Here is a 26862-nt window from a genome sequence, read left to right as displayed (position 1 = left end):
TTAATAGTTTGGTTAGGAGTTCAAAAAATGATTGATATCGCTACTATAGTTAAAATTCGTGAGTGTTCTTTTTTTAAAGCTGCTCAACGTACTTTAGTTATGTTAATGCCAATTGCCATGGCTGGTTCATATTTTAAACTTTTACATAATTTGGTTTTTGCCCCCGACGGACTAATATACAATATTTTTGGTTTAGATCAGGTAATATCAGATCAGTTTTGGTATACGGGTTCATTTATTAGTGCGGGCATGGTGGAAGTAACTTTTGGCATTTTTGGACTGTATGCTTGTTACTTTATGGCTCAATATACGGCTCGAATTTATCATAAAGATTCGAGTATGGCCGGTATAACTGCTGTCTTATTTATTCTTTTTTGTGCTTATGCATCTAGTACTAATCGCAATACCCAACAGCTTTTTTCAGAAAACTTATTACAAATTAATGCGGTATTTATTGCTCTAGTTATTGGCTATGGGGTTGGTCTTATTTATCGATTTTTGGGTAAAGATTATCAGCCTGTTAAAGATGAAAGTACAAGGACTATTCAAAGCCGGGTTTGGCAAGCTGCGCTTCCAGCTTGTGTTTGTCTCATATTGAGTATTATTTTAGGAATTTTTATTTATGATTTAAAAATTAAGCTATTAAATTCGACTAGTTTTAATGAACTTATTAATCGAGTACAGATTACAAATAATTTATGGGAAGTAATGTTACTCACAGTAGTTATTACTTTTTTAAATTGGTTGGGTATTGGTTTTCCAGTACATGCCCTTTCTGGAACAATTAATAATGCTCATTCTGCAGAAAATTTAACCTATGCTTTACAACATGGCAATTCTTGGCAGGTTCCTTATCAATTTTTGGGTAGTTCTTTAATTAATAATTATGCTATGATGGGTGGCTCTAGCGTTACTTTAGCAATCATTGTCATATTAATGCTACGTCATGAAAATAAAGAAATTGTTTCTTTAACCAAAATTAGCCTTTTGCCAGCAGCATTTAATTCAACTTTGGGCTTTACCGTGGGGCTACCAATTATGCTGAATCCCGTATTTTTGTTACCGAGCATTTTAATTCCACTATTTAATTTACTAATAGCCGCTAGTGCAATTAGCTTACGGCTTATTCCGGTGAGTGTATATCCAATTTTAAAAGGGACACCAGGGTTATTAGTTCCCTTTTTTGGGACTAATGGCAATTGGGGAACGTTGATTTTTACAATTTTGTTGTTTTTAAATGACATTGGCTTATTGTGGCCAATTATTAAACTTAGTGAACGGGTAAGCAAAAAGTTAGGTGAGGCCACGCAGGAGAATGTAAATGAATAAAAACACCAATTATAAATGGCTATTCGGATTAGTCGTAATTATGATTATTTTATCTATCCCCAGTTATTCCTGGATGAAAAAAGAAAATAATACTCGAGCAGAACGGAGTAAATCGTTACTTTCGCCCGTAATTATGGTGCCGGGATCAAGTGCAACAACAGAACGATTTAATCAATTAATTAGTCAGCTAAATAAGACAACTGTGCGTCGACATAGCGTATTAAAAATCACTGTTTCACGTGAAGCAAAATTATCATATAGTGGTTCAATTAAGAAAAATGACCTCGAACCATTCATTATTATCGGTTTTACCGATAATCGCGATGGATATGCAAATATAAGAAAGCAAGCTTATTGGCTAGATATAGCGTTTGACTCTTTAATGAAGAACTATAAATTTAATAATTTTAATGCTTTTGGTCATTCTAATGGAGGACTTATTTGGACTTATTGGTTAGAACATTACTATTCACAATATGACAGCGATGCTAAGATTAAACGGTTAATGACTTTGGGGACGCCTTATAACTTTACTGAAAAAAACATAGCCAATCGAACGCAGATGTTAGCAGACTTTATTAAAGGACGTAGTAAATTACCGAAAAGCTTAAAGGTTTATTCGTTAACTGGTGGTAAAAATTATGAGTCTGACGGCATTGTACCTGAAAGTAGTGTAGCAGCGGGTAAGTTTATTTTTCAAAATCAAGTTAAAGCTTATACGGCCATAATCGTGACCGGTAAGCAAGCAGATCATTCTGAATTGCCCCAAAATAAACAAGTAATTCAAGTGATTCGCCAGTATTTATTGAAAAAGCCTAACAAATCGGTGAAAACAAATAAAAGAAAAGATGATTAATCATGAAATATAAAGAACAACCAACAAAGATTGAAGTAATTGGTGGCCGAGTTAATAATTTGAAGAATATTAATGTTGAGATTCCCTTGCATCAATTTGTAGCAGTAACGGGTCTTAGTGGCTCTGGTAAATCTAGTTTGGCAATGGGAATATTATATGCAGAAGGCGCGCGCCGCTATCTTGACTCCTTGGCCACTTATACGAAAAGACGAATTAATCAAGTAGGACGCGCAGCTGTTGATGAAGTGCGCCATATTCCATCGTCTCTTGCCTTGCGCCAGCGTCCTGATATACCTGGGATAAGATCAACAGTAGGAACAGTGACTGAAATTTTTAATATTTTACGCCTTATTTTTTCCCGGCTCGGGTCACCTGTTTGTCCTAAGGGACATCGAAATGCCCCCACTATTGAAATAGCGCAGGCAATGGATTTAACCGGTGAGCAAATGGGTAAGATTCATTGTACAGAATGTGGGGTGGAATTTTATGCCTTTAGCGCGGAAGATTTTGCATTTAATTCAGATGGTGCTTGTCAAGTATGTCAGGGTTTAGGGAAGGTTGAACAACTTGATGACAGTAAAATTATTGCTGATGAAAATAAAACGCTTGCTGACGGTGCAATTGCTACTTGGCAGATTCCTGGACGCAATTGGATGTGGCGTATTGCCCGTGAATTAGGAGTTCGTACAGATATTCCTTACCGCGACTTAACTAAGAAAGAAAAAGCAATCGTGCTTCATGGTGAAGAGAGAAAAGTACCAGTAGATGTTCCAACTTCGACTGGACGTATTTATCATCTTGATGCCTTATATGAAAATGCCTATAATGCAGTAATTAATTCGCGTAAGACTACTAAGTCTGAACGCGGGCTTGAACGAATAAATTCCTTTTATCATTTCAATACTTGTCCGCATTGCCAGGGCTATCGTATTGATCCTACCCGTTGGCAACAATTAGTTGCTGGGAAAAATATTGTGACAGCTGAACAATTAACTTTAGGTGAGTTGCCCCAGTATATGCAAGCAATAAAGGACTGGTTGCCGCAGTCAATGCAAGACTTAGCTACAAATTTAAGTGATGAACTACTACATCAGGTTAAGCCTTTATTGAAGTTAGGTTTAGATTATCTAAGTTTAGCTCGGTCAGCTAATAGTTTGTCGACTGGCGAATTACAGCGCATACAATTAGGCCGAACTTTAAGAACAGAAACTACTGGGGTGTTATATGTGTTAGATGAACCTTCAGTAGGGTTGCATCCTGATAATGTAGCTGGCTTAATTGATATTTTTCACCAATTAGTTAATCAAGGAAATTCTTTAGTAGTAGTTGATCATGAAACTGCAATTATCAGTGCAGCTGATTGGATTATTGAAATTGGCCCTGGTTCTGGTAGTCAGGGAGGGCAAATTATTGCTCAGGGTACCCCGTTACAAATAAAGCAAAATTCTAATTCGTTAATTGGCCCATATTTAACTGGTAATGCACCGCTGCTTGTTCGTCCAGTAGCTAATAGAGAACTTTTTTCATTAGGACAAATTGACCTAGCAATCACCCAGTGTTTCAATTTAAAAGACGTACAAGTTAAAATTCCGTGTGGCTTTATGACGGCAGTTACTGGTTTTTCTGGAGCAGGGAAAACCACGTTAATTCTTGATGCCTTGTTACCGGCTTTGCAGGCGCAAAAAGCACATCAACCAATGCCTAAGTGGATTAAGCAGTTTAAGGGCAAGTCAATTAAAAATGTAATTAGTGTTGATTCTTCACCAGTGGGTAAAAATCAACGTTCTACAGTAGCTACTTATACGGATATTATGGATAATTTGCGTAAATTGTTTGCCCAACAACCGCAAGCTAAGAGTTATAAGTATCGTGCCAGTCATTTTTCCTATAATAATAAAGAGGGAGCTTGCCCAGCTTGTGGGGGTAGTGGTGTAATATCGCTTGATATTCAATATTTGCCCGATATGGTTGAAACTTGCTCACTTTGTGAAGGACACCGCTATAATCAAGATGTGTTAAGGGTAAAATGGCAAGGATTAAGTATTGCCGAGATACTCGACTACTCAGTAGCTGAGCTACTTCAGCAAAATTTGTTTCAAACAGAGCCTAAAATTCAAAAAACATTAACAACTTTAAGTCAAATGGGTTTAGGCTACTTGCATCTTGGTGAAGCAACACCCGCTTTATCAGGAGGTGAAGCTCAGCGGCTAAAGTTGACTAGTCATTTGCACCGGCAACAAAAAGACAGCTTGTTTATCTTTGATGAACCGACAGTGGGACTACACCCGCAAGATGTTAGAACGCTATTGCAAGTTTTTCAACAACTTTTAAATAAGCAGGCGACAATCATTACGATTACCCACGATTTAGATATTATGGCTAACAGTGATTATATGATTGATTTAGGCCCGCGCGGAGGAGCAAATGGGGGACAAATAGTTGCTTGTGGTGCACCTGTGGATATTTCGCAAAATAGGCAGAGTTTGACAGCAAAATATTTACGTGCCCAGTTTCAGTTATACCAAAAATAACTAAATAGTAAGCCTTATTTAGGACCATAAGTCTTGATAGATAAGGCTTTTTTGCTTTCGAAAAATAATTGTGGAAAAGTAAGTTATCTTTCTTGCTATCTGTGGATAACCTGCTATAATTACAAGTATAAGAAATTAGCACTCGATGCTTTTGAGTGCTAATTTAAAATTTATAATGAATACAAGGGGTGTTTAGATATGACATATTTTGACAACGAATTTGATAACTTATTTAACGAATTAAACAATTCTTTCTTTAATAGTCCGAGTGATAATAATGGTTCGATTCCTATTCACTATTCAAGCAGTATGAATATGGCACCACAAAATCTTAAGCAAAACGTTCCAACTCAAAAAGAGCAACCAATTGGGATTGACTTAGTTGAACAAGCTAAAAATAATAAATTCGATCCCGTAATTGGGCGTGATGAACAAATTCAAGCAGTAATTGAGATTTTAAGTCGACGTAAGAAGAATAATCCGGTGCTAGTTGGACCAGCAGGTGTTGGTAAGACTGCAATTGTTGAAGGTTTAGCCCAAAAAATTGCCCAAGGGGACGTTCCTGAAAAAATGAAAGATAAGCATATCATTGCCATTAATATTAATGATATGGTTGCTGGCTCAAGTTTACGGGGTAGCTTTGAAGAACGTTTAAAGAAAATTATTGATGAAGCAAAGAAAAATCCCAATATCATCTTATTTATAGATGAATTACATAATATTGTTGGCGCTGGTTCGACTGATTCGGAAAATAATAGTGGTGATGCAGCTAATATTTTAAAACCGGCTTTAGCTAGTGGAGATTTAAATTTGATTGGGGCGACAACTACTAGTGAGTATCGCCAAATTGAAAACGATGCGGCTTTAGCGCGGCGCTTCCAACCAGTTGATGTGCCAGAGCCTTCAACTGATGTGACCGTGAAGATTCTGGAAGGTTTAAAGAAAAAGTATGAAGAGTATCACCATGTAAAATATAGTGCTAGCGCTATCCGACTTGCCGTAGAATTATCACAACGTTATATTCAAGGTCGTTACTTACCAGATAAGGCAATTGATTTACTTGATGAAGCTGGAGCAAAGAAAGGACTTGATGCAACCCCTAGCGATGAAGCAGGACTGAAACAGCGTATTAAAACTTTAGAAAATGATAAAAAAGTTGCTGCTCAAAATGAAGACTATGCTAAGGCCAGTGACCTAAAACAGCAGCTTGAAAAATTACGTGACCAATTAGACCATCTTGATGATGCAGATACGCCTAGGGTTACAGATCAAGATATCTATGCTCTAATTGAGGCTAAAACTAGGATTCCAATGAGTGAATTACATGCCAGTGAAGGACAGAAAAACTTAAATTTAGCGGCAAAATTAAAGGCAACAGTGATTGATCAAGACAAGGCAATTGAAGTTATTACTGATGCGATTGCTCGTAAGCAAATTTTCAAAGATAATAATCGTCCAACTGGTTCATTTTTACTTACAGGTCCAACTGGTGTTGGTAAGACAGAACTTGCTAAGCAATTAGCAATTCAATTGTTTAGTGGTGAAAACCATTTAATTCGCTTAGATATGTCGGAGTATCAAGACCAGATGGCTGTGAATAAGCTCATTGGCTCAGCTCCGGGATATGTTGGCTATGGTGAAGGTGGTCAATTGACCGAAAAAGTACGCCACCAACCATATAGCTTGATTTTATTTGATGAAATTGAAAAAGCTAATCCCCAGATTTTTAATGCTTTATTACAAATTATGGATGATGGTCGCTTAACCGATGCGCAAGGAAGAACCGTTTCCTTTAAGGATACGATTTTAATTATGACGTCAAATGCAGGTTACTCAGATAACTTACTTAAGGATGGTCAAGTTGACCATGAGCAGTTGATCAAGGCACTAGAGGCTTACTTCAGACCAGAATTTTTGAATCGCTTAGACGCAATTGTTCCGTTTAATGCGCTTACGCCAACCGATATGACAAAGATTATCGATATTTACTTGAAGAAAATGACGCATGTCTTGGCTAAAAAAGACGTCAAATTGGTGGTCTCACCTGAGGCTAAAGCTTACTTTGCACAAAAAGGTTATGACAAGAAATTTGGTGCAAGACCATTACAGCGCGTGGTGGAACAGGAAATGGAAACACCAATTGCTAAACTATTAATGAAGGCGCCAGACACTAAGGAAGTTAACTTCACGGCTGATGGGGCACATGTCTACTTAAACGGGGATGCCATTATTGATGTACAATCTGTAGATAAGGATGACCAGGCAGAAAGTAAGACAGAATAATGCTGTAAGTATAAAGCGCTAAGAAACTAAATAGCGCCTTGGTAATTACTGTGGATAACAAAAAAGAAGGCTGGTAACAACAGCCTTCTTTTTTTATGCGCGGCTTAATGGGTGAAAGTAAAAGAAAATGACTATACTGCTTACTAAAGTAGCAAAATTTAATAAATTAAATCTGTTATTATTAGCACATATGCTATAATTGTATAGTATTGAAAATGTTTGATATCCAAGAGGTAATGAGATGAAAATAAATAAGAAAATTATTTCGTTAGCCATTGCTGGTGTTGCAATGCTTGCACCTATGACTAGCCAAATTGCTGTAGTTTCAGCAGATACGGCTAATACGCAAACCGACACTAATAAGCAAAATACTAACAAGGCAGCTGTCACTTCAGTTAATTCCAAGAAAGCTGAGCCAGAGCCAAAGCTGCATAGCATTAGAGAGAAAGCAAACTGGTCAAAGCAACATAAACGTGCCAATCGCGCATTTAACCAGCTAGTTAAGCAAGGGCAAAAATTATCACCACAGAAACAAGTTGTACTTTACCAAAAATGTTTAAAACACTTTGAGTTGATTAATACTAAATATACTAAGAGGTTTACTAAGCAGTTAAGGGCAGAAATTAAATGGTTAAAGGCCCAGATTTTACTAGCAAATGATCATGATGAATTCCTGCCTTATCCAGCAGTAAATAATACAAATAAGCCTGAAAAACCTAAATCAGCAAAAACATCAAAAGAAGTCATTTAAGACAAAAGATACTTTTAATGATGGAGATGGAAGCCATCTGTATAGTTACGGTGATAGTAATTATTTGAATGACTATCCACAATATAAAAAGTAGCCAATTTATGGTAATAAAATTTTAATTGGACGAGAAATTTAAAACTTTTAAGAAACGTGGCTGCAAATTTAATGGAAATCAGGGTTACAAAGCACATAACAAAAACTTGCTGAGCGTGACGATAAACTTATTGCTGAAGGAAAATTAAATTAATTCACCTTTGCGCGTTGCCTATTAAAACCATGTGAACTAATTTTGTGCGATGAACCAACTGGTTCACTAGATCCAGAAAATACGAAAATAATATTTGATGCTTTGAAATTTGCAAAAAATAAAGGTAAGACGATAGTAATTGTACCCCACGATCCTTATATTATTAAAAATAGTGATATTGCAATTGATTTACTGTCAGTTATGGGATAGTTTTATGTAAATTTCGGCTACTAATAAAAAGTTTCGTTTTATTATTTTGTAGACACACAAGTAAAATTTTAATATTTTTTACAAACGCTTCTGAGAAAAACTAATCCGTTTATGCTAACAAAGAATTAAGGCAAACCACTAAAAATGTGGTTTGCCTTTTTTAATTTTAGTTTTTGTTCATTGTGCAATTAACTATATGTCAGCGCTGTTTTGTATTTGAATCATTCCTTCGTATTTTTTCCAATTAAATTAAAGCAAAAATTGTAATTTTAAGTTGAACATGCTACTTGACTTGATAAAGGCAATCTAATCTTTTTTCATATAATTTGGCGAAGGTATGACAAGCTAAAATTTTGCGCATCAGGTTATTGCACCATTTTATATAAGATATAATTACCTCGTTAGATTATCAAATTAATCAATCCTGAATCCAAAAATAGTAAAAAGATCAAATCATTTGGAACTAATAAAAGCATTAATATGCTTGTACAAATCAATAATATTCCTATTACTTTATCGTTTTTTTTGCTTTCTATCTTTGTTGGCTTCAAGTAAGGTATCAATATCAATGCTATGCCTAAAAATATAAAGATTATCAAAAAACTTATGTTTCTTTTTGAACAAATAAAGTAAATTATTCCAATTAAAAATTGCAATATACCACATATTAGGTATGACATTTTAGCAGTTAGCTTAAATTTATTCATATTTCAAAACTCCATTGTATGACTAGAATAAAAAAATTCATATTATTGACTAATTTATAATCTTAAATATAGATATTGAATTAGCAAAGTCTTGCATTTTAGAAAAAGGCATTGGTGTAGTGATTGCCTTTGTCATAGCAGTTTAGGCAACATAGAATGTCTATCACCGATATTTTATCACCAATTATTTAAAGAGTCTTAAAAAAGCCTAAAAAATTACTACTGATCTTTGTGCTAATAAAAACTGGCTATCTGGTATTCCACAAAAAAGAAATGTTTTTGGATTGATGACGGGTATGTTAGGAACGGCATATAAATTATTGAGAACCATATATCTCAAGAAAGTCCCTTCGATATTAGAATTAGAGCTTTATAAAAATTAATTAGAAAAAATAATATTTCAACTTTTATTTCAACTCATTTGGATTTCTTTTTTTACTTTCTAGGATACTAATTGACAGCGTTTTCTATTATATTTATTGTATTAGATATATAGTACAAGGAAACAGGAAGCGAGGATTAATTATGACTAAAATTTTACGAGTAAATAATGTTACTAAATTTTATGAAAAGCGATACCAAGCACTAGCCGGTATTAACTTTGCAGTTGATTTTGGCGAATTTGTAGCAATCATGGGTGCGTCTGGTTCTGGCAAGACTACGTTGCTTAATATGATTTCGACATTAGATACAGCTTCTGGAGGCACAATATATGTTGATGATCATGAAATCTCCAAATTATCTGATGATGAGGCTGCCAATTTTCGTAAGAAAAAACTAGGTTTTGTTTTTCAAAACTATCGTTTATTAAAAAGCTTAACGGTAAGACAGAATATTGCCGTTCCTATGTCATTACTCGGTAGAAATGACCAAGAAATCGATCAAAAGATTGATAAGTTAGCCGAATATTTTAGATTAAGTGATCAACTTGATAAATATCCAGTGGCTTTATCTGGTGGTCAAAAACAGCGTGTAGCGATAATTAGGGCCATCATTAAGAATCCAGCACTCTTATTGGCGGACGAGCCTACAGGTGCGTTGGATTCTCAAGCAGCTAAATTAATCATGGAATATTTAGCAAAAGTGAATCAAAAATTTAATACTTCTATCTTAATGGTTACTCATGATAGTTTAGCGGCCAGTTATGCTAACAAGGTTATTTTTCTAAAAGATGGCAAAATTGTTGACCAAATTGTTAAAAAAGATAGTAATGATGCTTTTCAACAACTATTGGCGCAAAAATTAGCCGAAGTAGAAGCTTAGGGGAGTGAAATTAATTATGAATTACAAAGTAATAGCTAAAAACAATATCAGAAACGGCTTTGGCTTATACCAAAATTATTTTATCTCGCTTTCGTTAATTCTAGGATTATTCAACACTCTGCAAATTTTCGCTAAAGACCATGTAATTGCTGATTCTTTATCAAGTTCAGCAAAAGTGGAGTTCATGTCTTATGCTACTTCGATATTATTTACCTTATTTACAATTTTCTTTATTATTTACTTTAATCATTTTTTCTTAAAGCAGCGTGCTGAAGAGCTAGGAATTTATTCAATGCTAGGCATGTCAAAGAAGAATATTACTTCAATTTTAATGATAGAAAACACCATTATTATTGGAATGGCCTGCTTTGCTGGTATCTTTCTTAGTATTTTGTTTTATAGTTTAATAAAAATACTTTTGATTGCAGTTTTAAAGCTTGATATACCGTATCTAACGCAGTTCACCTTTTTACCATTCTTAATTACAATAGCACTTTCAATTTTTATGTTATTAGTTATCTTTTTTGATAATCACCATTTGATTAAGCGCTTATCCATCATAAATATCTCTAATTTAAATCAAGTTGGCGAAAAGACTCTTAAGACCAAGTCTGGGACAGCTTACTTAGGGATAATTTCGTTATTAATAGGCTATGCATTGGTTTTAGATCTTGTTAAACAAGAACAATCTTTGTGGGTCAAAATCGGTTTTGTACCAATGGCATTGATTACATTAGTATTGGTAATAATTGGCACATTTTTAATTATCAAAAGCACTTTAGCTTATCTTATTAATCGTAAAATCAATAACCATCGTCAGCTGTATCGACCAACGAATAATATCTTTTTGCCAGAATCGCTGTTTAAATTAAAAACTAAATCAAATCTATTAGTTGTATTGTCTTTAGTTATATCGGCTGTTATTGCTCTTACTGCAACTTGCTTTTTACTAATAAATTATCAAAAAGCTTCATTAATAAAAACAGTTCCTTCGGCTATTGAAATTGACCAGAAACTTAAGCCTGATCAAGTGACCAAGGTGAAGCAAATCACTAAAAATTACGGTGGTGATTTTAAAACGGTAAAAGTGATTAATGCGACTGCAAAACGACCAATAGTACTAAGTGAAAAAATGGCTACCAAAAAATGTAGAATTATTAATCTCAGTACTTTTAAAGGGTTATTAAAGCAACAATATAATAAACCGCAGCATAATTCCAAATTTTCTAAGAAGTTAGCGTATCTTTTTACACCATATACGATAAAGAATTCTCGTGGTACGGTAAATATTAACAAGCAAAAAGTCAGTTTGAAAGAGACCAATATCTGGCCCATATTCGCTAAAGGTAATTTTGCCTACATAGCTGTTAATGACCAACAGTTTAAAAAAATAAGTCAACATGCTAACAGTAAGACAATTTATGCAATTAATGGTGCCAACCTACGCGACAATGAGGAACTTTACAACAAAATCAAAGAGTTAAAGATCAAATTTCTAAGTGCCTACAAAACTAATAAAGATGCACTTTCATATAATAGTGCAGCATTCTTAATGGCAACTTTTATCTCTGTATTGTTTTTTGTATTTATTGGTTGTATTCTCTATTTCACTATACTCATGGATACTTTAGGTGTGACTGATGAATTCAAATTTTTAGGTGATATCGGCTATAATAAAAAGCAGCTACGCAAAGCGGCTACTGCTAATAACTTATTGATATTCTTACCACCTATAATTATGGGCGGATTGAATGGTTTAATGGCTTTCATTGGATTTAGATTTAATTTTTTAGCTAACGACGTAATAAAATTTTTAGGCGCTTTTCAGATGGTGGGGGAACCAATCATTATAACTTGTTTATTACTTTTAATTGCTTATAGTATAATTTACTTTTTTTCATACCATAAAACTAAAGCTTTATTAGGTATCTAAGTAAGAGACTTATCCATAACTTGTATGTAAGCAATTAACTTAGTTTAACTTCTTTGCCAGATTTGCAGAAAGCCAAAAGCGAGTAGAAAAAAGGCAAAAAATATAGTTGATACAAGATAATTTATACAAAAATAGAAATAAGAACGATAGGACTTAAAGATAGAAATATCAAAAATTAATTTAACGTATATATAAACTAAAATAATATGCTATAATAAATAACATATGTAATATTTTGCTATATAAACATTAAAGGAGATAAAATGGACTCAAGAAAAAAATTAGCAACTATGGTTTGTGGAATTGCACTAACTTGTTTTGGTATATCGGCTAATAATCAAGTAACAACAACAGCTCATGCTGCAGTATCTTCAACCTCGGATGCAGGAAATGAAACTTCAACTCCAGGTGCAGGAAATGGAACATCAACCCCAGATGCAGGAAATGAAACTTCAACTCCAGGTACGGGAAATGGAACTTCAACTCCAGGTACGGGAAATGAAACTTCAACTCCAGGTACGGGAAATGGAACTTCAACTCCAGGTACGGGAAATGAAACTTCAACTCCAGGTACGGGAAATGGAACTTCAACCCCAGGTGCAAGTAACGGAACTTCAACCCCAGATGCAGGAAACGGAACTTCAACCCCAGGTGCAGGAAACGGAACTTCAACCCCAGGTGCAGGAAACGGAACTTCAACCCCAGATGCAGGAAACGGAACTTCAACCCCAGATGCAGGAAATGGAACTTCAACTCCAGGTACGGGAAATGGAACTTCAACCCCAGGTACAGGAAATGGAACTTCAACCCCAGGTGCAAGAAACGGAACTTCAACCCCAGATGCAGGAAACGGAACCACAACCCCAGGTGCAGGAAACGGAACTTCAACCCCAGGTGCAGGAAATGGAACTTCAACCCCAGGTGCAGGAAACGGAACCACAACCCCAGGTGCAGGAAACGGAACTTCAACCCCAGGTGCAGGAAACGGAACTTCAACCCCAGGTGCAGGAAACGGAACCTCAACCCCAGATGCAGGAAACGGAACTTCAACCCCAGGTGCAAGAAACGGAACCACAACCCCAGGTGCAGGAAACGGAACTTCAACCCCAGATGCAGGAAATGGAACTTCAACCCCAGGTGAATTACCAACACCGGGCGAACTACCAACACCAAAAATTGGACTTAAGTTATACTTAAATAGAGCCTCATATCAATATACTAAAGCAGGTAAACGTGTACCAAAAAGCAAACTTTCCAAGAAAAAGACAGTTATGAGTAATGGTAAAGTTTACACTATTAAAGGCAAAAAGTATTATTGTATTGGTCATAATAGATATATTAAAGCAGTTAACGTGCTCCCATATAGTAAAAAGCATGATGAACTACTTAAGTTATATTTAAATAGAGCGTCATATCAGTATACTAAGACAGGTAAACGTGTACTAAAAAGTCTGCTTTCCAAGAAAAAGACAGTTATGAGTAATCGTGAAGTTTACACTATTAAAGGCAAAAAATATTATCGTATTGGTCATAATAGATATATCAAAGTAGCTAACGTTGTTACTCCTTATTAATGATTGGGAAAATCAATTAATCAATTGAATTTACAAATGTACAACTAATTGCCTAACGTAAAGCGGTATTGTAAAAATAGAAAAATACCCTAAGTTCGTTTGAACCTAAGGTATTTTTTTATACAATTGTATTTAATTAAACTGCACATAACAATATAGAGTTGACAGTTTATGTTGAAGTTTGTTTACTTAAATAGTGATTGGAGTAACCAAAAGCGCTTATTTAAACTAGTTTCAGCCGGCTTTGACCCTTTAGCTTTTCTAAATTTCAACATAGGAGACTTACGATACTGGCGCTTACTGATTGCTTCTTTTTTGCTTTCAGCTTTGTGACTTCTTTTTTTGCTGTTTTTGTAGCAATAATTTTTGAACTTATACAAATAATTAATAATAGGTGGATAAAGTATGAGGCTTAACTAAGCAAATAGTCAAATTGTTTTAAGAATAATCTTTCCTGACTATTGACATTAGGAGTTTTATAGCATAAATTAGTCAATAATTAAATTATGATTAAACAAATTGGTTAAGTAGGAGGTTTTTATGAAACAACGAGTAGAAGATCTTGATTGGAAAAACTTAGGTTTTGTGTATCGCGATTTGCCATATCGCTATGAAGCAAAGTACAAAGATGGTCAATGGCAGGAAGGTAAATTAGTCGAAGCTTCAACTTTGACCTTGTCTGAAGGAGCTGAAATTTTACATTACGGCCAAGAAATCTTTGAAGGTCTAAAGGCTTATCGTAGAAAAGATGGTAAGATTAACTTATTTCGCCCGGAGCAAAATGCCCATCGCTTTACTTTGTCGGCGGAGCGCTTGGCGATGCCACCATTTCCAGAAGAACAATTTGTGGCCGCAGTTAAGCAAGTCGTTTTGGCTAACCAAGAATTTGTACCACCATATGATAGTGGCGCCACCTTATATTTACGGCCATTCATGGTAGGCACTTCTAATGTTTTGGGCGTTCAAGCCGCCAATGAATATACTTTTCGTATTTTTGCCGTACCAGTTGGCGCATACATTAAGGGGTTAAATCCGGCGGCTTATATTGTCAGTGACTACGATCGTGCTGCTTATGCTGGGACAGGTCAAGCTAAGACTGCTGGCAATTATGCCAGCAGTTTATTGCCGTCAGTTGAGGCGCATCAAAAGGGTTATGCTGATTGTCTTTATCTTGATCCCCGCGAACATAAATATATTGATGAATTTGGCGGGGCCAATTTCTTTGGCATTACGTCAGAGGGGCAATTTGTGACACCTAAATCCCCGTCGATTTTGATTTCCATTACTAAAAAATCACTGCTGGAATTGGCCAAAAAGCAAGGCTTAAATCCAGTTGAACGTCAGATTACTTTAGCAGAGGCTTTTGAATTGAAAGAAGCAGGCGCCATGGGTACAGCAGCTGTTATTTCGCCAGTTGGGTCAATCACTTACCAGGGGCAAAAGCATGTGATTTATAGTGAAAAAGAAACCGGTCCGATTACAACCAAGCTGTATCAAGAATTGGTTGACATCCAATATGGTAATGAAGAAGGACCGGAAGGTTGGGTACAAGAAATTAGTGAATAAGGGAATAAAAAAATGGATACTCTATTGATTATTTTTCTCATTTTAGCTTTTGAACTTTTACCAATAGACTCTTGGCTTAATAAGCATAATCTAATCTATGTTACCCCTATTTGCTATAGTTTATTGCTGATTTTGATTTTACTACTTTCCGTATTTGGTTTTGCGGATGCTTTCCATTGGTATGACTATGTAATAGCAATCATTGCCTTTATTTATGAATGGCTGGTACTTTTTAAACGTATTCGAAAAAATTAGGTATCTTAATAAAAAACAAGCGGCAACAATTATGATGGTTGCCGCTTTTATTTACTGTCATAAATTAAAAAATTAGCTAGCAATTAATTTTTTAATACTAATTGACAAAGTACTTAGTTTGAGTAGAAAAAATAATTCAAATAAGACAAAGAAACCTAAGCCAAAGTATCTTGCCCAGCCACTATTGCCATTACTAATATCAGTCATGAGCATTTGAATTAGTGGTAACGGAAATAGCGTTGTGAGTAATATTTGTCTGCGAATGTGTTTTAAATAGCTTAACTTGGAGTCATTATCTGAATAAAGTTGAAAGTCTCCTTGAACTGTGGGACGCCGGAAATAGATCCATTGGCCAATTTGAGCAATTTTTTCGGCACCGGTCTCTTCAATAAAATTAATATAATCTTGTTGTTTCGTTTTAGAAGCTTGAGGATCAAGAAAATCAATGCGATAAATATACTTGGGCTTTTGATTAGTAAAATAATAGAGTAACCCCTTAATTTTGGTTAACTGCCAGCCAGCAGCTGCCATTTGATTAAGCCAAGTTTCTTCTTGTTTGTCACTAAAAAATAGCCGGAACTTCTTCTTTTCCAATTTAGTTATCCTCCATAATTTTGTGCCCATTATTTACCAATTCTTCTAATCGCTTAAGTTCATTGATTACAATTTCTTTTCCTTGGGAAGTAATAACGTATTGTTTTTTGTGATCAAAGTTGTTTACGGGCAAGGCTTTAATCCATTGATTTTGCTCTAATTTATTTAGTGCCCCATACAATGTACCTGCAGCTAGCATGACTCTGTCGTCAGATAGCTCAGCAATTTTCTTCATAATGCCATAGCCGTGTAATGGTTTAAATAATGATAATAGGATATAGTAATAGGCTTCTGTTAGAACGATATGTTTAGGATGCAAAATTGACACGATCCTTTATATAAGTAAAGTATAAAATAAATTTCAGTAAACGCTTTCTAAAAATGAAAGAATGTGCTAACATAGAGGTTAAATAGGATCGTAACAGTTTAAAAACTGGCGAAACCGAAAAAGTATATATATAAGTTATATGCTTTTTCGGTTTTTTTGTGTCTAAGGGAGGATTTTTATGGAACAAAGACAATATTCGCATACTTTAATTGAGGAATTACAAACAAAGACTATGCGAAAAGTTATTAATGGAGTGGAAGAAATAGTTAAGCCTGTTCCAGGACAAGATGGTAATCCAAAATTAAATATTATGGATCCGCACGTTAAGATGATTATACAGAAAAAAATTGATGAGGGAATTGGTGACAAGCCTTTTTCACTAAATTTTGATCGCAATCGTCCGGAAAACATTACCTATGATTTAACTACCAGTCCAGTTAAACTAGATGAAAAATTAGTAGAAATTGATGGTGATCATTATATTGATACATTTATTTATAGTGCAGAAAACTTAAATCATGCTAACCCTATATTAATCTATTTTCATGGTGGAGCCTTTATGACAGGTAAGATTGAAGAATTTGGCGAGCAGATGAAATTTATTGCTGAACAAGCTAAATCAACAGTAATTTTCCCGCATTATCGTTTAGCACCAGAAAATCCATATCCTGCAGCAATTGATGATGCGATGGGAATCATTAATTGGGTAAAAGCCAATCATCAACAACTGGGTTCAGATAATGAAAAAATAATTTTAGCAGGTGACAGTGCGGGGGCAAGCATAATTAATTCTTGCATTGTGCGATTACACAATACATCAATTATTGCTAAAGCAGTTGAACTATACCCAGCTATTGATAATGACATGGAAAAGTATTATAAATGGAGCAAGTTCGAAGTTTGCTCTAAAGATGAAAAATATGCTAAAAATAGAGTTAACAGGATGCTTAAGTCTTTACCTGCATTTGAGAATAATTATTTACATCACAAAATTGATCCAAGAGATGAGATAGTTAATCTTTTTAATCTAAGAGATTGGGGTAAGCTGCCCCCGATTACATTTATTGTTAATCAATATGATTTGTTGACATTAGTAACAGAAGAATTTGTTAAAAAGGCACTTGAACATAATGCTGATCTAAAAGTTATTAAATATATGGGATGTGATCATGGTAGTCTTAACTTTTTTGGAACAGAACCACAAGCAGAAGATATGTGCTTGGAGATAGCAAAAATCATAATAGAATCATCTAATTTAAATGAAAGCACTTGCAAAAACAAAAATTGATTGATAAGATAAAGAAAATTAAATAAAGGATCGTAACAGTTTAAAAACTGGCGAAACCAAAATAATGATTTATACACGTCAAATTGTGTCAATAATCATTGTTTTGGTTTTTTGTTTTTTGGAGGAATAAATAATGGCAATTGTAGGAGCAAGAATTGATAATCGTTTATTACATGGTATAGTAGCAACCAGTTGGGCACCAGATTCAAATGCTACAAGAGTAATGGTGGTTGATGATGGGGTAGCCAATGACCCACAAAAAAAGCAAGCTATGAAACTTGGACGTCCATCAGGTATGGCAGTATCAATCATTACTAAACAAAAAGCATTGGACAACTTCAAAAATCATAAATATGATCGACAGAAAGTTTTTATTGTATCACAAACACCAGATGTATTTTTAAATTTAATTGAACAGGGAGAAAAAATTTCTGAACTCATTTTGGGTGGTACTTTAACTTTTGATGATGCAATTAAAGTAACTAATAGAGCATATATAAAATCAGAGCAAGTTGATACATATAAAGAAATTATTGCTAAAGGATGTAAAATCATTTCTAAATATGTTCCGCAGGATGATAGTGTTGATGTTGCAGAAGTTTTAGGTAATAAGAAAGCTGGTGCTTAATTATGGGTCTAACAATTTGGCAAGTAATTTTGATTACAGTTATTGCTTATATCCAAAGATTAGATTTTGAAACAACTCAAATCATTTCAATGAATTATATGTTTTGGTCTTGTGTAGTTGGTGCTTTATTAGGCGACTTTCAAATGGGACTCATAGTTGGTGCAACTATTCAGCTAATGTCGCTGGGAGTGGCTGCTTTAGGAGGTAGTTCTACGCCGGACTATGCAGTTGCAGCTATTATTTCAACAACTGTAGCAATTACTGCAGGTAAGGGAATGGCAGCTGGCTTGGCTCTAGGTATTCCTGTAGGAATGATATGTATTCAATTAGATGTTTTATTAAAGATTATCAACTCGTTTATTACCAATAAGGCGCATGATTTAGCTAATAAACGCCAATATAGAAAAATGAGAAACCTTATCCCTGTTATGACTGTGTTGATGCCTCTTGAATCAGCTATTCCTGTATTTATTGCTGTGCTATTTGGTAAAACTGTGGTTAGCAGCATTCTTAACTTTATGCCAGCCTGGTTTACCGTTGGCTTAAATGTAGCTGGTGGAATGTTGCCAGCAGTTGGGATGGCAATGTTGTTAACTTACATGCCTCTTAAAAAATATGGTTACTGGTTATTAATCGGGTTTGCTTTAACCGCATATTTAAAAATGCCGGTTCTAGGTGTTGCTTTAATCGGAACAGCTGGTGCAATACCAACATTTATGAATCATTCAAATAGTGGTAATAGCTTGGTAACTACAACAAATGGAATGACAGAGGAGGATATGGAAGATGAATAGGGACAATGTAGTGGAAAAAAATGATCAAGTTTTAACAAAAAAAGATCTTTGGCGTGCGATGAGAAGGCACTATTTGGCAATTAGTACATATAACTATGATAGTGGCTTTGCAGCTACGCTTGTTTGGGAATTATTCCCTGCTTTAAGTAAAATCTATAAAGATGATCCAGATGGTTTGCAAGAGTCAATTGATAATCAATTTAAGTTTTATAACTGTAATCCATGGGTTTCTCCAATTATTACGGGAGCAACTTTAGCAATTGAGGAAAAGGGTAAAAACAAATCTCTTCAAGCTGTCCAAGATTTAAAAGCTGCCTTAATGGGCCCTTTTTCTGGAATTGGGGACACATTGATTTGGGTATTATTTCCAACAGTATTAGGAGCTATTGCTGCTTCAATGGGAAAACATGGCAGTAGTATAGGTATGTGGATCTATGCAACAATTTATATACTATTCTTTTTCTTACGCTCATTTTTATATAATGTTGGTTATCAATCAGGCACATCATTAATGACTAATATGAGCGATAAGCTTTCTGCTTTAACTGATGCAGTTTCGGTATTAGGCATTGCCGTAATTGGTGCGATAGTTCCAGCAACAGTTAATTTCAAATTGGCACTAAAGTTTAGTCAAGCAGGCGTATCTTTGACAGGGCAACAAATCTTAGATCAATTAATGCCAGGATTAATGCCCGTACTGTTAACTGGGTTATTATACTGGATGCTTAAAAAGGGTCATAAAATGACAACTTTAATTTTAATGGTAATCATTATTGCAATGGCTGGAGCAGGACTAGGTATTTTTAAGGCATAATATGAAACAAATAATAATTATATCGCATAAAACAATGTCACAAGGGATGGTAGAAACAATTAAGTTTTTTGCTGGAAATATTCAGAATTTGCACTTTATTTGTGCCTATGAGAATGAAGAAAATGAATTTCCAATTGATAAACTTATTAAACTGATTGATGGTTTTAATTCTCAAGATCAAGTCTTTTTATTAACTGATTTATTGGGTGGAAGTGTTAATCAAAATTGTACACAACTTATTAATGAGAGACATGTTAATGTGATTACGGGAATAAATCTAGCTATAGCTTTGTCAATTGTACTTGATACTGGCGATTATCTTTCAAATGAAAAAATAAGTGAATTAATTAAGGAGGCGAAGAGTCAGATGATTTATATGAATAATTATATTGATAATAATGAATCAGATGATGAGTAGGAATTAGTAAAATGAAAGTAATCAAAGTCTTTAACAATAATGTTGTTTTAGTTAGTGATCAAAATCATCAACAAGCAATTCTTTTTGGTAAAGGAATAGGATTTAAAAAACATCCAGGAGATGAAATAGCAAAAAGTAAAGATGTACAAACTTTTATTAAAAATATTAGGGATCCTGAATGGCTTAATTCACTATCAAATTTACTTGAGAGTGTGCCAATAGAATATCTGGCAATTTCTAAAAATATCATTGAATATGCAGAGAAAAAACTCAATACAACATTTAATCAATTTTTGATTATTAGTTTAGCAGACCATATTTACTTTGCAGTAAAGCGGAGTAGTGAACATGATGTGTCTTCACTTGCTAGTGTCAGGGATGTTTATCCATTAGAATATAATGTTGCACAAGAAAGTGTTAAAAGAATCAATACAACTTTTAATGTAATATTACCACCTGGTGAAGCAGGCTTAATAGCAATTCATTTTGTGGAAAATGAAATTAGTCCGATTAATGAGAATCAGCAATTAAGTGAAAATTTTGTTACGCTACACCTAAGTAAAGTACTGCAAATTATTATTTCAGATTTAGGTTATCCTGCTCAACCCACATCTTTGGAACGCTTGACAATACACTTAAGATTCTTAATTGCGCAAATTCAAAGTAATAGTAAGTATTTAGTAAATACGTCCTCGGATAATAGACAGATATTGGATTCCTTTTTAAAACAATTTCCCGAATTAAGAGAAACACTTAAAAAATTACAAGATTATTTTTACCAAGAAATGGAATATAAATTAAATAGCAGTGAACGGCTTTACTTAGTTATTCACCTAAAGCAAATTGAGAATGCAACAGATGATGAATGATGTAATTAGCAAAAAATAAAATTTTATATGAATTTGGCTTTTTTAAAGTTAAATATCCTATCCCCCTGACGATAACTTTTAGTAATACTTAGTATTAAGTAATTGGTATTTTAAATTAAATGATTTTTGTTTAATAATTAAAATATGCAAAGATTATGATAGGGAGAGGGATAATGAATAGTATTAAGAACCACTACTTTACAGGCGAACGAATCCTTTTTGGACTTAAAAAAACCGAATTGGCAGGTATTGTTTTTGGAGAAGGTGAGTCACCGCTCAAAGAAGCGCATAATCTGAATATTAAAAATTCAATTTTCAAATGGAAATATCCTTTGTGGTATGACACCGATATTGAAGTTGAGAATACTACGTTTGAAACCATGGCGCGCAGCGGCATCTGGTATACCCAAAATATTAAAATGACGAATTCAGCCCTTCAGGCTCCTAAGTTGTTTAGAAGATCAGCTGGCATTAAGTTAGACCACGTTCATTTTGCTAATGCTGAAGAAACAATGTGGAACTGCCAAGATATCAAAATGACCAATTGTCAGGTTAATGGCGCTTATTTTGGTAAAGATAGTGCGAATATTTATCTTGACCAGGTAAGTATTATTGGCAACTATGCTTTTGATGGCGCAAAAAATGTTGAGGTACATCATTCTACCTTAATTTCAAAAGATGCCTTCTGGAATTGTGAAAATGTGACTGTCTATGATTCCACAATTGTTGGTGAATATTTGGCTTGGAATAGTAAAAATATTAAGTTTATCAATTGTAAAATTGAAAGCAATCAAGGCTTAAATTACATTAATCAACTTAAAATGAAAAATACTAGCTTGTTTCATACAGACTTAGCTTTTGAATATGTATCAAAGCTTGATGTTGAAGTGACGACTAAGATTGATAGTGTCAAAAATCCTATCTCTGGTAAAATTGTTGCCCCAGAAATAGGTACATTAATTATTGATCCCAATAAAGTCTCTCCAGATAAGACGCAGGTTGTATGTGATAAGATCGGTATAAGAACTGTTTGTTCAGATTTAAATCAGAAACCCGAGGATTAAATGATGGAAAATAAGTATGATTTTATTAATGCCCCTGATCGGCGCCAAACTGATTCAGTAAAGTGGGCTGTTCAAGCTGGGGAGTTGCCCATGTCGCTTGCTGATATGGACTTTAAGACAGCTCCCGAAATTATTGCAGCACTGAAAGAAAAAATTTCCTTAGGTTGCTTTGGTTATGAATGGCCAAGAGATAATTATTTTGAGGCTGTTGCTGACTGGTATGAAAAAGAACACAATCAGCGTCCTAAAACTGAGTGGATGCTTTTTACTACTGGAGTTGTGCCAGCTATTTCTGCAATTGTGCGTCGTGTATCGCAAATTGGTGACAACGTTCTAGTACAAGCGCCAGTTTACAATGTTTTTTATAATTCGATTGAAAATAATGGGCGACATGTTTTGAGTAGCGATTTAAAGTTTGCTGATAATGAATATCACATTGATTGGCAGGATCTAGCGGCAAAATTAGCCCAGCCACTGACTAGCTTGATGATTTTTTGTAATCCGCATAATCCTATTGGCAAAGTATGGATGAAAGCAGAAGTGCAACATTTGGCGGAACTTTGTCATCAAAATCATGTTATCTTACTATCAGATGAAATTCATGGTGATTTAGTCAGAAATGGTGAAGATTATACGCCAGCCTTTGCAGTTAATGGCGAAAGCCTGGCTCAAGTTATTTCGCTAGTCTCTCCAAGTAAAACTTTTAATGTGGCTGCGCTTCATGCTGCTACAATCATAGTGCCTGATGCTAATTTGCGCGCACAGGTTAATCGCGGAATAAATAGTGATGAGGTAGTAGAACCAAATTTATTAGCAATTCCCGGAACAATTGCTGCATATGAGCAAGGTCATGAGTGGCGACAAGCTTTACTTACGCAATTAAGAGCTAATTTCGCTTATGCAACAGATTTTATTGCTCGGGAAATATCCAGTATACAAGTTGTTTCAGGGTCAGCCACCTATCTACTTTGGTTAAATGTTGGCCAGTTAAGTAGTAATTCTTCAGAATTAGCGGCTTATTTACGGCAAGAAACAGGGCTAATTTTAGCACCCGGAAATATTTATCGTGGAAATGGGTACCAATTTTTACGAATGAATTTGGCCTGTCCATTATCCATGGTGCAAGATGGGTTAAATCGTTTAAAAAATGGGTTAGATTGTTGGATAAATAGAGTATAATTTTTAATTGTATATTAGAATAGATTATTTTATTTTTTTAACAGAAAAATAAAATAATCTGTATAAACATTGATGGTAATGCAATATTATAGTTTTGTTCAGTCCATATATACTATATAATTAAACTATATATTAATAGTATTATCTATTATTAATAATTTTTATATATTGCAAAAATTTTAATTTTGTTATATTATATTTCTTGGCTTAATGCTAATATCTAAATGGGAGGACGTTAACATGAACTGGTTACAAATTTTGCAACTTATTCTTGACACACTTAAGCACATCTTTGCTTAATGCCAAGTAATAACAAAAAAGCCTTATTCTAAATAAGAATAAGGCTTTTTTAATTTCTCTATGCTATATAAGATTTAAAAATTCATGTCGTGTTATCGTTATTTATGACAGGCTTTAGTTCAGTCTCATCCATTGTGTTAGCTGTAACAATTATTTAGTATTACTTGCTTTGAATTTTTTAGCAAGATCAATTGCAGTTAGAATATAATCTAAGATAGACATAATTGATAAAATTGATTTTTTAGGATTAAATGTTTTTTTGATAATAAGCGGTATTTGACTACTAAAAGCGATAAAAAGAACGATAACTAATAATTTAGTTGCAGGAAATGGACTATTTTTTTGATCGAAACGATTTAATAGATTTCTAATTGTGTTAACTGCTTTTGGTGAAAGCTTCATTTTGTCGGCTAGCAATCTTAAAAAAGCTTGATTTTTAAAAATAGGAACCAGTTCAGTGCTTGCTTTGTGCGACAATTGGACTAATTGTTGGTGCACCTGTTCGCTATTTTTGGCACTATCAGCTAATAATTTTTCTACTTGTTCTAAGCCGGATTGAGTCCAGGAATAATTGCTATCTGGTAACTTTTGCCAAATTTTTGGCCCCTGATTACCTACTATTTTTAGTTGCTTAAGTAAATTCAAAGGAAAATTAATAAAATACTTTTTAATGTTCATAATTTTACCTCCTAGCGGCCTCATTATAGCAGGGATATCAACTAAATGAATTAAATATGCTTGATTTATCTTGCAATAACTTAAGTATATTATTCTTATTTAAGAATCAAAAGAGTGAAAGGCTCTCATGTGAGAACCTTTCACTTCGTTAAAATTTATTCAATTTTGCCATTTGTTTTTAGATGATTTTGCTAAATTATTAATGCTGAGTAAAATTTTGTTGAATATTAATATATTCCATGTGAGCGACTTGAGCAAATCTTTTGATAATTGAAGTTACTGGTTTAATCGTATCTGCAGGATTACTACCTTGAATAAAGACGGAAAGTTTTTTTCCTGCTAAAGTGTCCAGTTCTGGATCTTGCCCAATTCGTTCAATTAAGGTTTTGAGATAACCACTCATATCATGCCAATAAGCAGGTGTACCAAGGACAATCCAATCTGTTTTTTGTAATCTGGCTAATACTTTTCCAAATTGATCATCGGAATAATGTTGATTGATTTGGTAAATTTTATAATCAACTAAATTGATTTGCTCAAAGTCTTTGTCTTTAAGAAAAGCCTTTCCCATCCGGCTAGTGTTACCTGCTTGATTTTAACTAGCATTAATGAATAAAATTTTCATTTTATCTACTTTCATTTTATTCTGAATCGATAATTAATAAAGATTTAATTGCTTCTCGTTGATCCATTGCCTCATATGCTTCTTGAATCTGGTTTAAAGAAAAGCGTTTAGTGAAGACTTTTCCGGGATGAATTTTTCCATTTAAAACAGCATCAAGTAAAATTTTGCGATCATCAAAAGTAACGGACGCAATTCCACCACGCAAGCCAATGTTGCGCCAGAATAAGTTACGCGTATCTAGACTTGAGCTTTGTGGAACACCAACGCGACCAACAATTGAACCAGGACGTCCAACTTGAACCGCTGTTGCGACAGCTTGATCAGTACCTACACATTCTAGTACAGCATCAGCACCTATTCCATTAGTTAATGTCATTACGTGGTCAACTGCTTGTTTGCCTCTTTCTGGCACGATATCGGTTGCTCCAAACTCTGTTGCTAATTTTTGCCGATCTTCATGGCGACTCATAGCGATGATTTTTTTGGCTCCCAATAGTTTAGCAGCAATTACACCACATAGACCAACCGCACCATCACCAATAACAACGACTGTATCACCATTTTTAACTTCGGCACTGTCTGCGGCATGGTAGCCAGTTGCCATAACATCAGCTAATGTTAGAAAATCATTTAATTGTTCATCACTGTAATTCTGTGGTTTTCCCGGGATCTTGACTAAAGCCCAATTAGCATTATGAAATTCAAGATATTCGCCTTGATAGCCACCGTTAGTATCATTGCCTTGATTTAAACAGTTTCCATCAAAACCTGCTAGACAAGCGGCACAATGACCACAACCATGGGTAAAAGGAGCGATTACAAAATCACCTGGTTTAATATTAGTCACGTTTGTACCAACTTTTTCAACAATACCAATTGCCTCGTGTCCAGTTGTCGTATTAGGATCACGGTGAGAAAGTCCCCTAAACCACCATAAGTCAGACCCACAAACTGAAGCGCGAACGACATGAATAATTGCATCATCTCCAGATTTAAGTTTAGGCATTGGGTAATCTTGCACTTCAATTTTACCTGGTTTAATAAATGTTCCTACTTTCATTTTTAACCTCCTACTTTTTTTAATATACTGGTTGCTCTTGCCCTTGAGTAGCAGGATCAGCAATTCCAATACTATCATTGACATAAAGTTCGGGTTTGAGCACAATTTTCAAAATTGCATCAGCAATGCTTTGGCGCGACCCCGAGACACCAACATATGGTTGATGACGGGTAGTAATCGTATATTTGATTTCGTTACGATCATTAAGCCATGGCAACCGCAAAGTCGTGTATTGCAAGCCAGAATCTGCTAAAAGTCGATCTGAATTAATTGCGGTTGCCAGTCCACTTAATGTATATTCATGATTCCAACGACCAAATTCTCCACTAACTTCGTTGTATATACCAAGAATATTAGTAAAGAGAACTCTTGATACGTGATGATTTTTCATTGCTGTAATGACGTTTTTAGTAATGGTATTGTTTTGAGAATGATCAACAACTGCAACAAGAACCAGATCCTGCCCGTTTATTGCTCGATCAACTTCATCTTGTTTTAGTAAATCTACTTCTAGAACACGTGCGCTATCAGCAAGCTTGGCTAATCTATCAGCGTGGCGTAGACCTAAGGTTAACTTGATATTGTTAAAATCAGGCTGATTTAAAATACGTTGTTCAACAATTTGAGCAATTTGCCCGTTTGCTGCTAATATTAAGAACTTCATTTATAACCTCCTTTTTGTTACTTACCAAAAGTATATGACCTTAGAGCAACTCTA

General features: G+C 34.5%; 26 protein-coding genes. 20 read left to right on the top strand and 6 right to left on the bottom strand.

Annotation, left to right across the window (positions count from 1 at the left end):
- Positions 1 to 27: 27 nt before the first annotated feature.
- The 12 genes from F5ESL0233_RS07795 (at position 28) to F5ESL0233_RS07735 (ending at position 15505) form a co-directional block, all read left to right on the top strand.
- Positions 28 to 1329, top strand: a complete 1302-nt coding sequence (locus F5ESL0233_RS07795; protein WP_122059592.1) for a PTS transporter subunit EIIC — start codon at positions 28 to 30, stop codon at positions 1327 to 1329.
- Positions 1322 to 2185, top strand: coding sequence for an alpha/beta hydrolase (locus F5ESL0233_RS07790; protein WP_122059591.1), 864 nt, complete (start codon positions 1322 to 1324; stop codon positions 2183 to 2185). The genes F5ESL0233_RS07795 and F5ESL0233_RS07790 overlap by 8 nt, the downstream gene beginning before the upstream one ends.
- 2 nt (positions 2186 to 2187) lie before the next feature.
- Entirely contained in the window at positions 2188 to 4716 is a 2529-nt protein-coding gene (locus tag F5ESL0233_RS07785; protein WP_122059589.1) for an ATP-binding cassette domain-containing protein, read from the top strand.
- Positions 4717 to 4914: 198 nt separating this feature from the next.
- Positions 4915 to 6999 carry an ATP-dependent Clp protease ATP-binding subunit gene (locus F5ESL0233_RS07780; RefSeq protein WP_122059588.1) on the top strand — a complete coding sequence of 695 codons (2085 nt, stop codon included), beginning with the start codon at positions 4915 to 4917 and terminating at the stop codon, positions 6997 to 6999.
- Between the two features lie 241 nt (positions 7000 to 7240).
- Positions 7241 to 7750: a hypothetical protein gene (locus F5ESL0233_RS07775; RefSeq protein ID WP_122059586.1), complete on the top strand. Its 510-nt coding sequence runs from the start codon at positions 7241 to 7243 to the stop codon at positions 7748 to 7750.
- 289 nt (positions 7751 to 8039) lie between these two features.
- On the top strand, positions 8040 to 8207 hold the full coding sequence (locus tag F5ESL0233_RS07770; RefSeq protein ID WP_233554982.1) for a hypothetical protein: 168 nt from the start codon (positions 8040 to 8042) through the stop codon (positions 8205 to 8207).
- A gap of 922 nt (positions 8208 to 9129) precedes the next feature.
- The gene (locus tag F5ESL0233_RS08545; protein ID WP_122059585.1) at positions 9130 to 9297 is read left to right on the top strand and encodes a lanthionine synthetase LanC family protein; all 168 of its coding nucleotides are present in this window, start codon (positions 9130 to 9132) and stop codon (positions 9295 to 9297) included.
- 142 nt (positions 9298 to 9439) lie between these two features.
- Complete coding sequence (locus tag F5ESL0233_RS07755; protein ID WP_122048195.1) at positions 9440 to 10177, top strand: ABC transporter ATP-binding protein; 738 nt, start codon at positions 9440 to 9442, stop codon at positions 10175 to 10177.
- A gap of 16 nt (positions 10178 to 10193) precedes the next feature.
- Complete coding sequence (locus F5ESL0233_RS07750; protein ID WP_122059583.1) at positions 10194 to 12110, top strand: FtsX-like permease family protein; 1917 nt, start codon at positions 10194 to 10196, stop codon at positions 12108 to 12110.
- 263 nt (positions 12111 to 12373) lie between these two features.
- Positions 12374 to 13684, top strand: coding sequence for an SLAP domain-containing protein (locus F5ESL0233_RS07745; protein ID WP_122059582.1), 1311 nt, complete (start codon positions 12374 to 12376; stop codon positions 13682 to 13684).
- A 540-nt stretch (positions 13685 to 14224) separates the two neighbouring features.
- Positions 14225 to 15250: a branched-chain amino acid aminotransferase gene (locus tag F5ESL0233_RS07740; protein WP_122059580.1), complete on the top strand. Its 1026-nt coding sequence runs from the start codon at positions 14225 to 14227 to the stop codon at positions 15248 to 15250.
- Between the two features lie 12 nt (positions 15251 to 15262).
- The gene (locus F5ESL0233_RS07735) at positions 15263 to 15505 is read left to right on the top strand and encodes a hypothetical protein (RefSeq protein ID WP_122059579.1); all 243 of its coding nucleotides are present in this window, start codon (positions 15263 to 15265) and stop codon (positions 15503 to 15505) included.
- A gap of 72 nt (positions 15506 to 15577) precedes the next feature.
- Here F5ESL0233_RS07735 and F5ESL0233_RS07730 read toward each other — a convergent pair whose 3' ends face one another.
- Both F5ESL0233_RS07730 and F5ESL0233_RS07725 read right to left on the bottom strand, forming a co-directional pair.
- A complete protein-coding gene (locus tag F5ESL0233_RS07730) occupies positions 15578 to 16099 on the bottom strand; it encodes a DUF2812 domain-containing protein (protein WP_158593144.1) in 522 nt (173 codons plus the stop codon).
- A 1-nt stretch (position 16100) separates the two neighbouring features.
- Positions 16101 to 16418, bottom strand: coding sequence for a PadR family transcriptional regulator (locus F5ESL0233_RS07725; protein ID WP_199692581.1), 318 nt, complete (start codon positions 16416 to 16418; stop codon positions 16101 to 16103).
- Positions 16419 to 16605: 187 nt separating this feature from the next.
- Between F5ESL0233_RS07725 and F5ESL0233_RS07720 the strand changes: the two genes are divergently transcribed.
- The 8 genes from F5ESL0233_RS07720 (at position 16606) to F5ESL0233_RS07685 (ending at position 23481) form a co-directional block, all read left to right on the top strand.
- A complete protein-coding gene (locus tag F5ESL0233_RS07720) occupies positions 16606 to 17715 on the top strand; it encodes an alpha/beta hydrolase fold domain-containing protein (protein ID WP_122059575.1) in 1110 nt (369 codons plus the stop codon).
- Between the two features lie 133 nt (positions 17716 to 17848).
- Positions 17849 to 18343 (top strand): PTS sugar transporter subunit IIB, encoded by a 495-nt coding sequence (locus tag F5ESL0233_RS07715; protein WP_122059574.1) that lies wholly within the window; start codon positions 17849 to 17851, stop codon positions 18341 to 18343.
- Positions 18344 to 18345: 2 nt separating this feature from the next.
- Entirely contained in the window at positions 18346 to 19137 is a 792-nt protein-coding gene (locus F5ESL0233_RS07710; RefSeq protein WP_090092661.1) for a PTS sugar transporter subunit IIC, read from the top strand.
- Positions 19130 to 19951: a PTS system mannose/fructose/sorbose family transporter subunit IID gene (locus F5ESL0233_RS07705; protein ID WP_090092659.1), complete on the top strand. Its 822-nt coding sequence runs from the start codon at positions 19130 to 19132 to the stop codon at positions 19949 to 19951. The genes F5ESL0233_RS07710 and F5ESL0233_RS07705 overlap by 8 nt, the downstream gene beginning before the upstream one ends.
- A gap of 1 nt (position 19952) precedes the next feature.
- The gene (locus F5ESL0233_RS07700; RefSeq protein ID WP_090092658.1) at positions 19953 to 20369 is read left to right on the top strand and encodes a PTS sugar transporter subunit IIA; all 417 of its coding nucleotides are present in this window, start codon (positions 19953 to 19955) and stop codon (positions 20367 to 20369) included.
- Between the two features lie 11 nt (positions 20370 to 20380).
- Positions 20381 to 21238 carry a PRD domain-containing protein gene (locus F5ESL0233_RS07695; RefSeq protein ID WP_122059572.1) on the top strand — a complete coding sequence of 286 codons (858 nt, stop codon included), beginning with the start codon at positions 20381 to 20383 and terminating at the stop codon, positions 21236 to 21238.
- 173 nt (positions 21239 to 21411) lie between these two features.
- Positions 21412 to 22302 (top strand): DUF3737 family protein, encoded by an 891-nt coding sequence (locus F5ESL0233_RS07690; protein ID WP_122059571.1) that lies wholly within the window; start codon positions 21412 to 21414, stop codon positions 22300 to 22302.
- Positions 22303 to 23481 carry a MalY/PatB family protein gene (locus tag F5ESL0233_RS07685; RefSeq protein ID WP_122059569.1) on the top strand — a complete coding sequence of 393 codons (1179 nt, stop codon included), beginning with the start codon at positions 22303 to 22305 and terminating at the stop codon, positions 23479 to 23481.
- A gap of 450 nt (positions 23482 to 23931) precedes the next feature.
- Here F5ESL0233_RS07685 and F5ESL0233_RS07680 read toward each other — a convergent pair whose 3' ends face one another.
- The 4 genes from F5ESL0233_RS07680 to F5ESL0233_RS07665 form a co-directional block, all read right to left on the bottom strand.
- Positions 23932 to 24459: a hypothetical protein gene (locus F5ESL0233_RS07680; RefSeq protein WP_122059568.1), complete on the bottom strand. Its 528-nt coding sequence runs from the start codon at positions 24457 to 24459 to the stop codon at positions 23932 to 23934.
- A 199-nt stretch (positions 24460 to 24658) separates the two neighbouring features.
- The gene (locus F5ESL0233_RS07675; protein WP_122059566.1) at positions 24659 to 25030 is read right to left on the bottom strand and encodes an NAD(P)H-dependent oxidoreductase; all 372 of its coding nucleotides are present in this window, start codon (positions 25028 to 25030) and stop codon (positions 24659 to 24661) included.
- A gap of 70 nt (positions 25031 to 25100) precedes the next feature.
- Positions 25101 to 26144: a zinc-dependent alcohol dehydrogenase family protein gene (locus F5ESL0233_RS07670; protein WP_090092652.1), complete on the bottom strand. Its 1044-nt coding sequence runs from the start codon at positions 26142 to 26144 to the stop codon at positions 25101 to 25103.
- A gap of 19 nt (positions 26145 to 26163) precedes the next feature.
- Positions 26164 to 26808, bottom strand: coding sequence for an NAD(P)H-binding protein (locus tag F5ESL0233_RS07665; RefSeq protein WP_122059565.1), 645 nt, complete (start codon positions 26806 to 26808; stop codon positions 26164 to 26166).
- Between the last annotated feature and the right edge of the window lie 54 nt (positions 26809 to 26862).

It is taken from the genome of Lactobacillus sp. ESL0233 (assembly GCF_003692995.1).
In the GTDB taxonomy this organism is placed as follows: domain Bacteria; phylum Bacillota; class Bacilli; order Lactobacillales; family Lactobacillaceae; genus Lactobacillus; species Lactobacillus bombicola.
This window is presented reverse-complemented; position numbering and strand designations above follow the sequence as displayed.

Bases quoted from the DNA above. Each gene is read 5' to 3' on its own strand.
- F5ESL0233_RS07795 (WP_122059592.1), top strand. From the start codon at position 28: ATGATTGATATCGCTACTATAGTTAAAATTCGTGAGTGTTCTTTTTTT.
- F5ESL0233_RS07790 (WP_122059591.1), top strand. From the start codon at position 1,322: ATGAATAAAAACACCAATTATAAATGGCTATTCGGATTAGTCGTAATT.
- F5ESL0233_RS07785 (WP_122059589.1), top strand. From the start codon at position 2,188: ATGAAATATAAAGAACAACCAACAAAGATTGAAGTAATTGGTGGCCGA.
- F5ESL0233_RS07780 (WP_122059588.1), top strand. From the start codon at position 4,915: ATGACATATTTTGACAACGAATTTGATAACTTATTTAACGAATTAAAC.
- F5ESL0233_RS07775 (WP_122059586.1), top strand. From the start codon at position 7,241: ATGAAAATAAATAAGAAAATTATTTCGTTAGCCATTGCTGGTGTTGCA.
- F5ESL0233_RS07755 (WP_122048195.1), top strand. From the start codon at position 9,440: ATGACTAAAATTTTACGAGTAAATAATGTTACTAAATTTTATGAAAAG.
- F5ESL0233_RS07750 (WP_122059583.1), top strand. From the start codon at position 10,194: ATGAATTACAAAGTAATAGCTAAAAACAATATCAGAAACGGCTTTGGC.
- F5ESL0233_RS07745 (WP_122059582.1), top strand. From the start codon at position 12,374: ATGGACTCAAGAAAAAAATTAGCAACTATGGTTTGTGGAATTGCACTA.
- F5ESL0233_RS07740 (WP_122059580.1), top strand. From the start codon at position 14,225: ATGAAACAACGAGTAGAAGATCTTGATTGGAAAAACTTAGGTTTTGTG.
- F5ESL0233_RS07735 (WP_122059579.1), top strand. From the start codon at position 15,263: ATGGATACTCTATTGATTATTTTTCTCATTTTAGCTTTTGAACTTTTA.
- F5ESL0233_RS07720 (WP_122059575.1), top strand. From the start codon at position 16,606: ATGGAACAAAGACAATATTCGCATACTTTAATTGAGGAATTACAAACA.
- F5ESL0233_RS07715 (WP_122059574.1), top strand. From the start codon at position 17,849: ATGGCAATTGTAGGAGCAAGAATTGATAATCGTTTATTACATGGTATA.
- F5ESL0233_RS07710 (WP_090092661.1), top strand. From the start codon at position 18,346: ATGGGTCTAACAATTTGGCAAGTAATTTTGATTACAGTTATTGCTTAT.
- F5ESL0233_RS07705 (WP_090092659.1), top strand. From the start codon at position 19,130: ATGAATAGGGACAATGTAGTGGAAAAAAATGATCAAGTTTTAACAAAA.
- F5ESL0233_RS07700 (WP_090092658.1), top strand. From the start codon at position 19,953: ATGAAACAAATAATAATTATATCGCATAAAACAATGTCACAAGGGATG.
- F5ESL0233_RS07695 (WP_122059572.1), top strand. From the start codon at position 20,381: ATGAAAGTAATCAAAGTCTTTAACAATAATGTTGTTTTAGTTAGTGAT.
- F5ESL0233_RS07690 (WP_122059571.1), top strand. From the start codon at position 21,412: ATGAATAGTATTAAGAACCACTACTTTACAGGCGAACGAATCCTTTTT.
- F5ESL0233_RS07685 (WP_122059569.1), top strand. From the start codon at position 22,303: ATGATGGAAAATAAGTATGATTTTATTAATGCCCCTGATCGGCGCCAA.
- F5ESL0233_RS07680 (WP_122059568.1), bottom strand. From the start codon at position 24,459: ATGAACATTAAAAAGTATTTTATTAATTTTCCTTTGAATTTACTTAAG.
- F5ESL0233_RS07675 (WP_122059566.1), bottom strand. From the start codon at position 25,030: ATGGGAAAGGCTTTTCTTAAAGACAAAGACTTTGAGCAAATCAATTTA.
- F5ESL0233_RS07670 (WP_090092652.1), bottom strand. From the start codon at position 26,144: ATGAAAGTAGGAACATTTATTAAACCAGGTAAAATTGAAGTGCAAGAT.
- F5ESL0233_RS07665 (WP_122059565.1), bottom strand. From the start codon at position 26,808: ATGAAGTTCTTAATATTAGCAGCAAACGGGCAAATTGCTCAAATTGTT.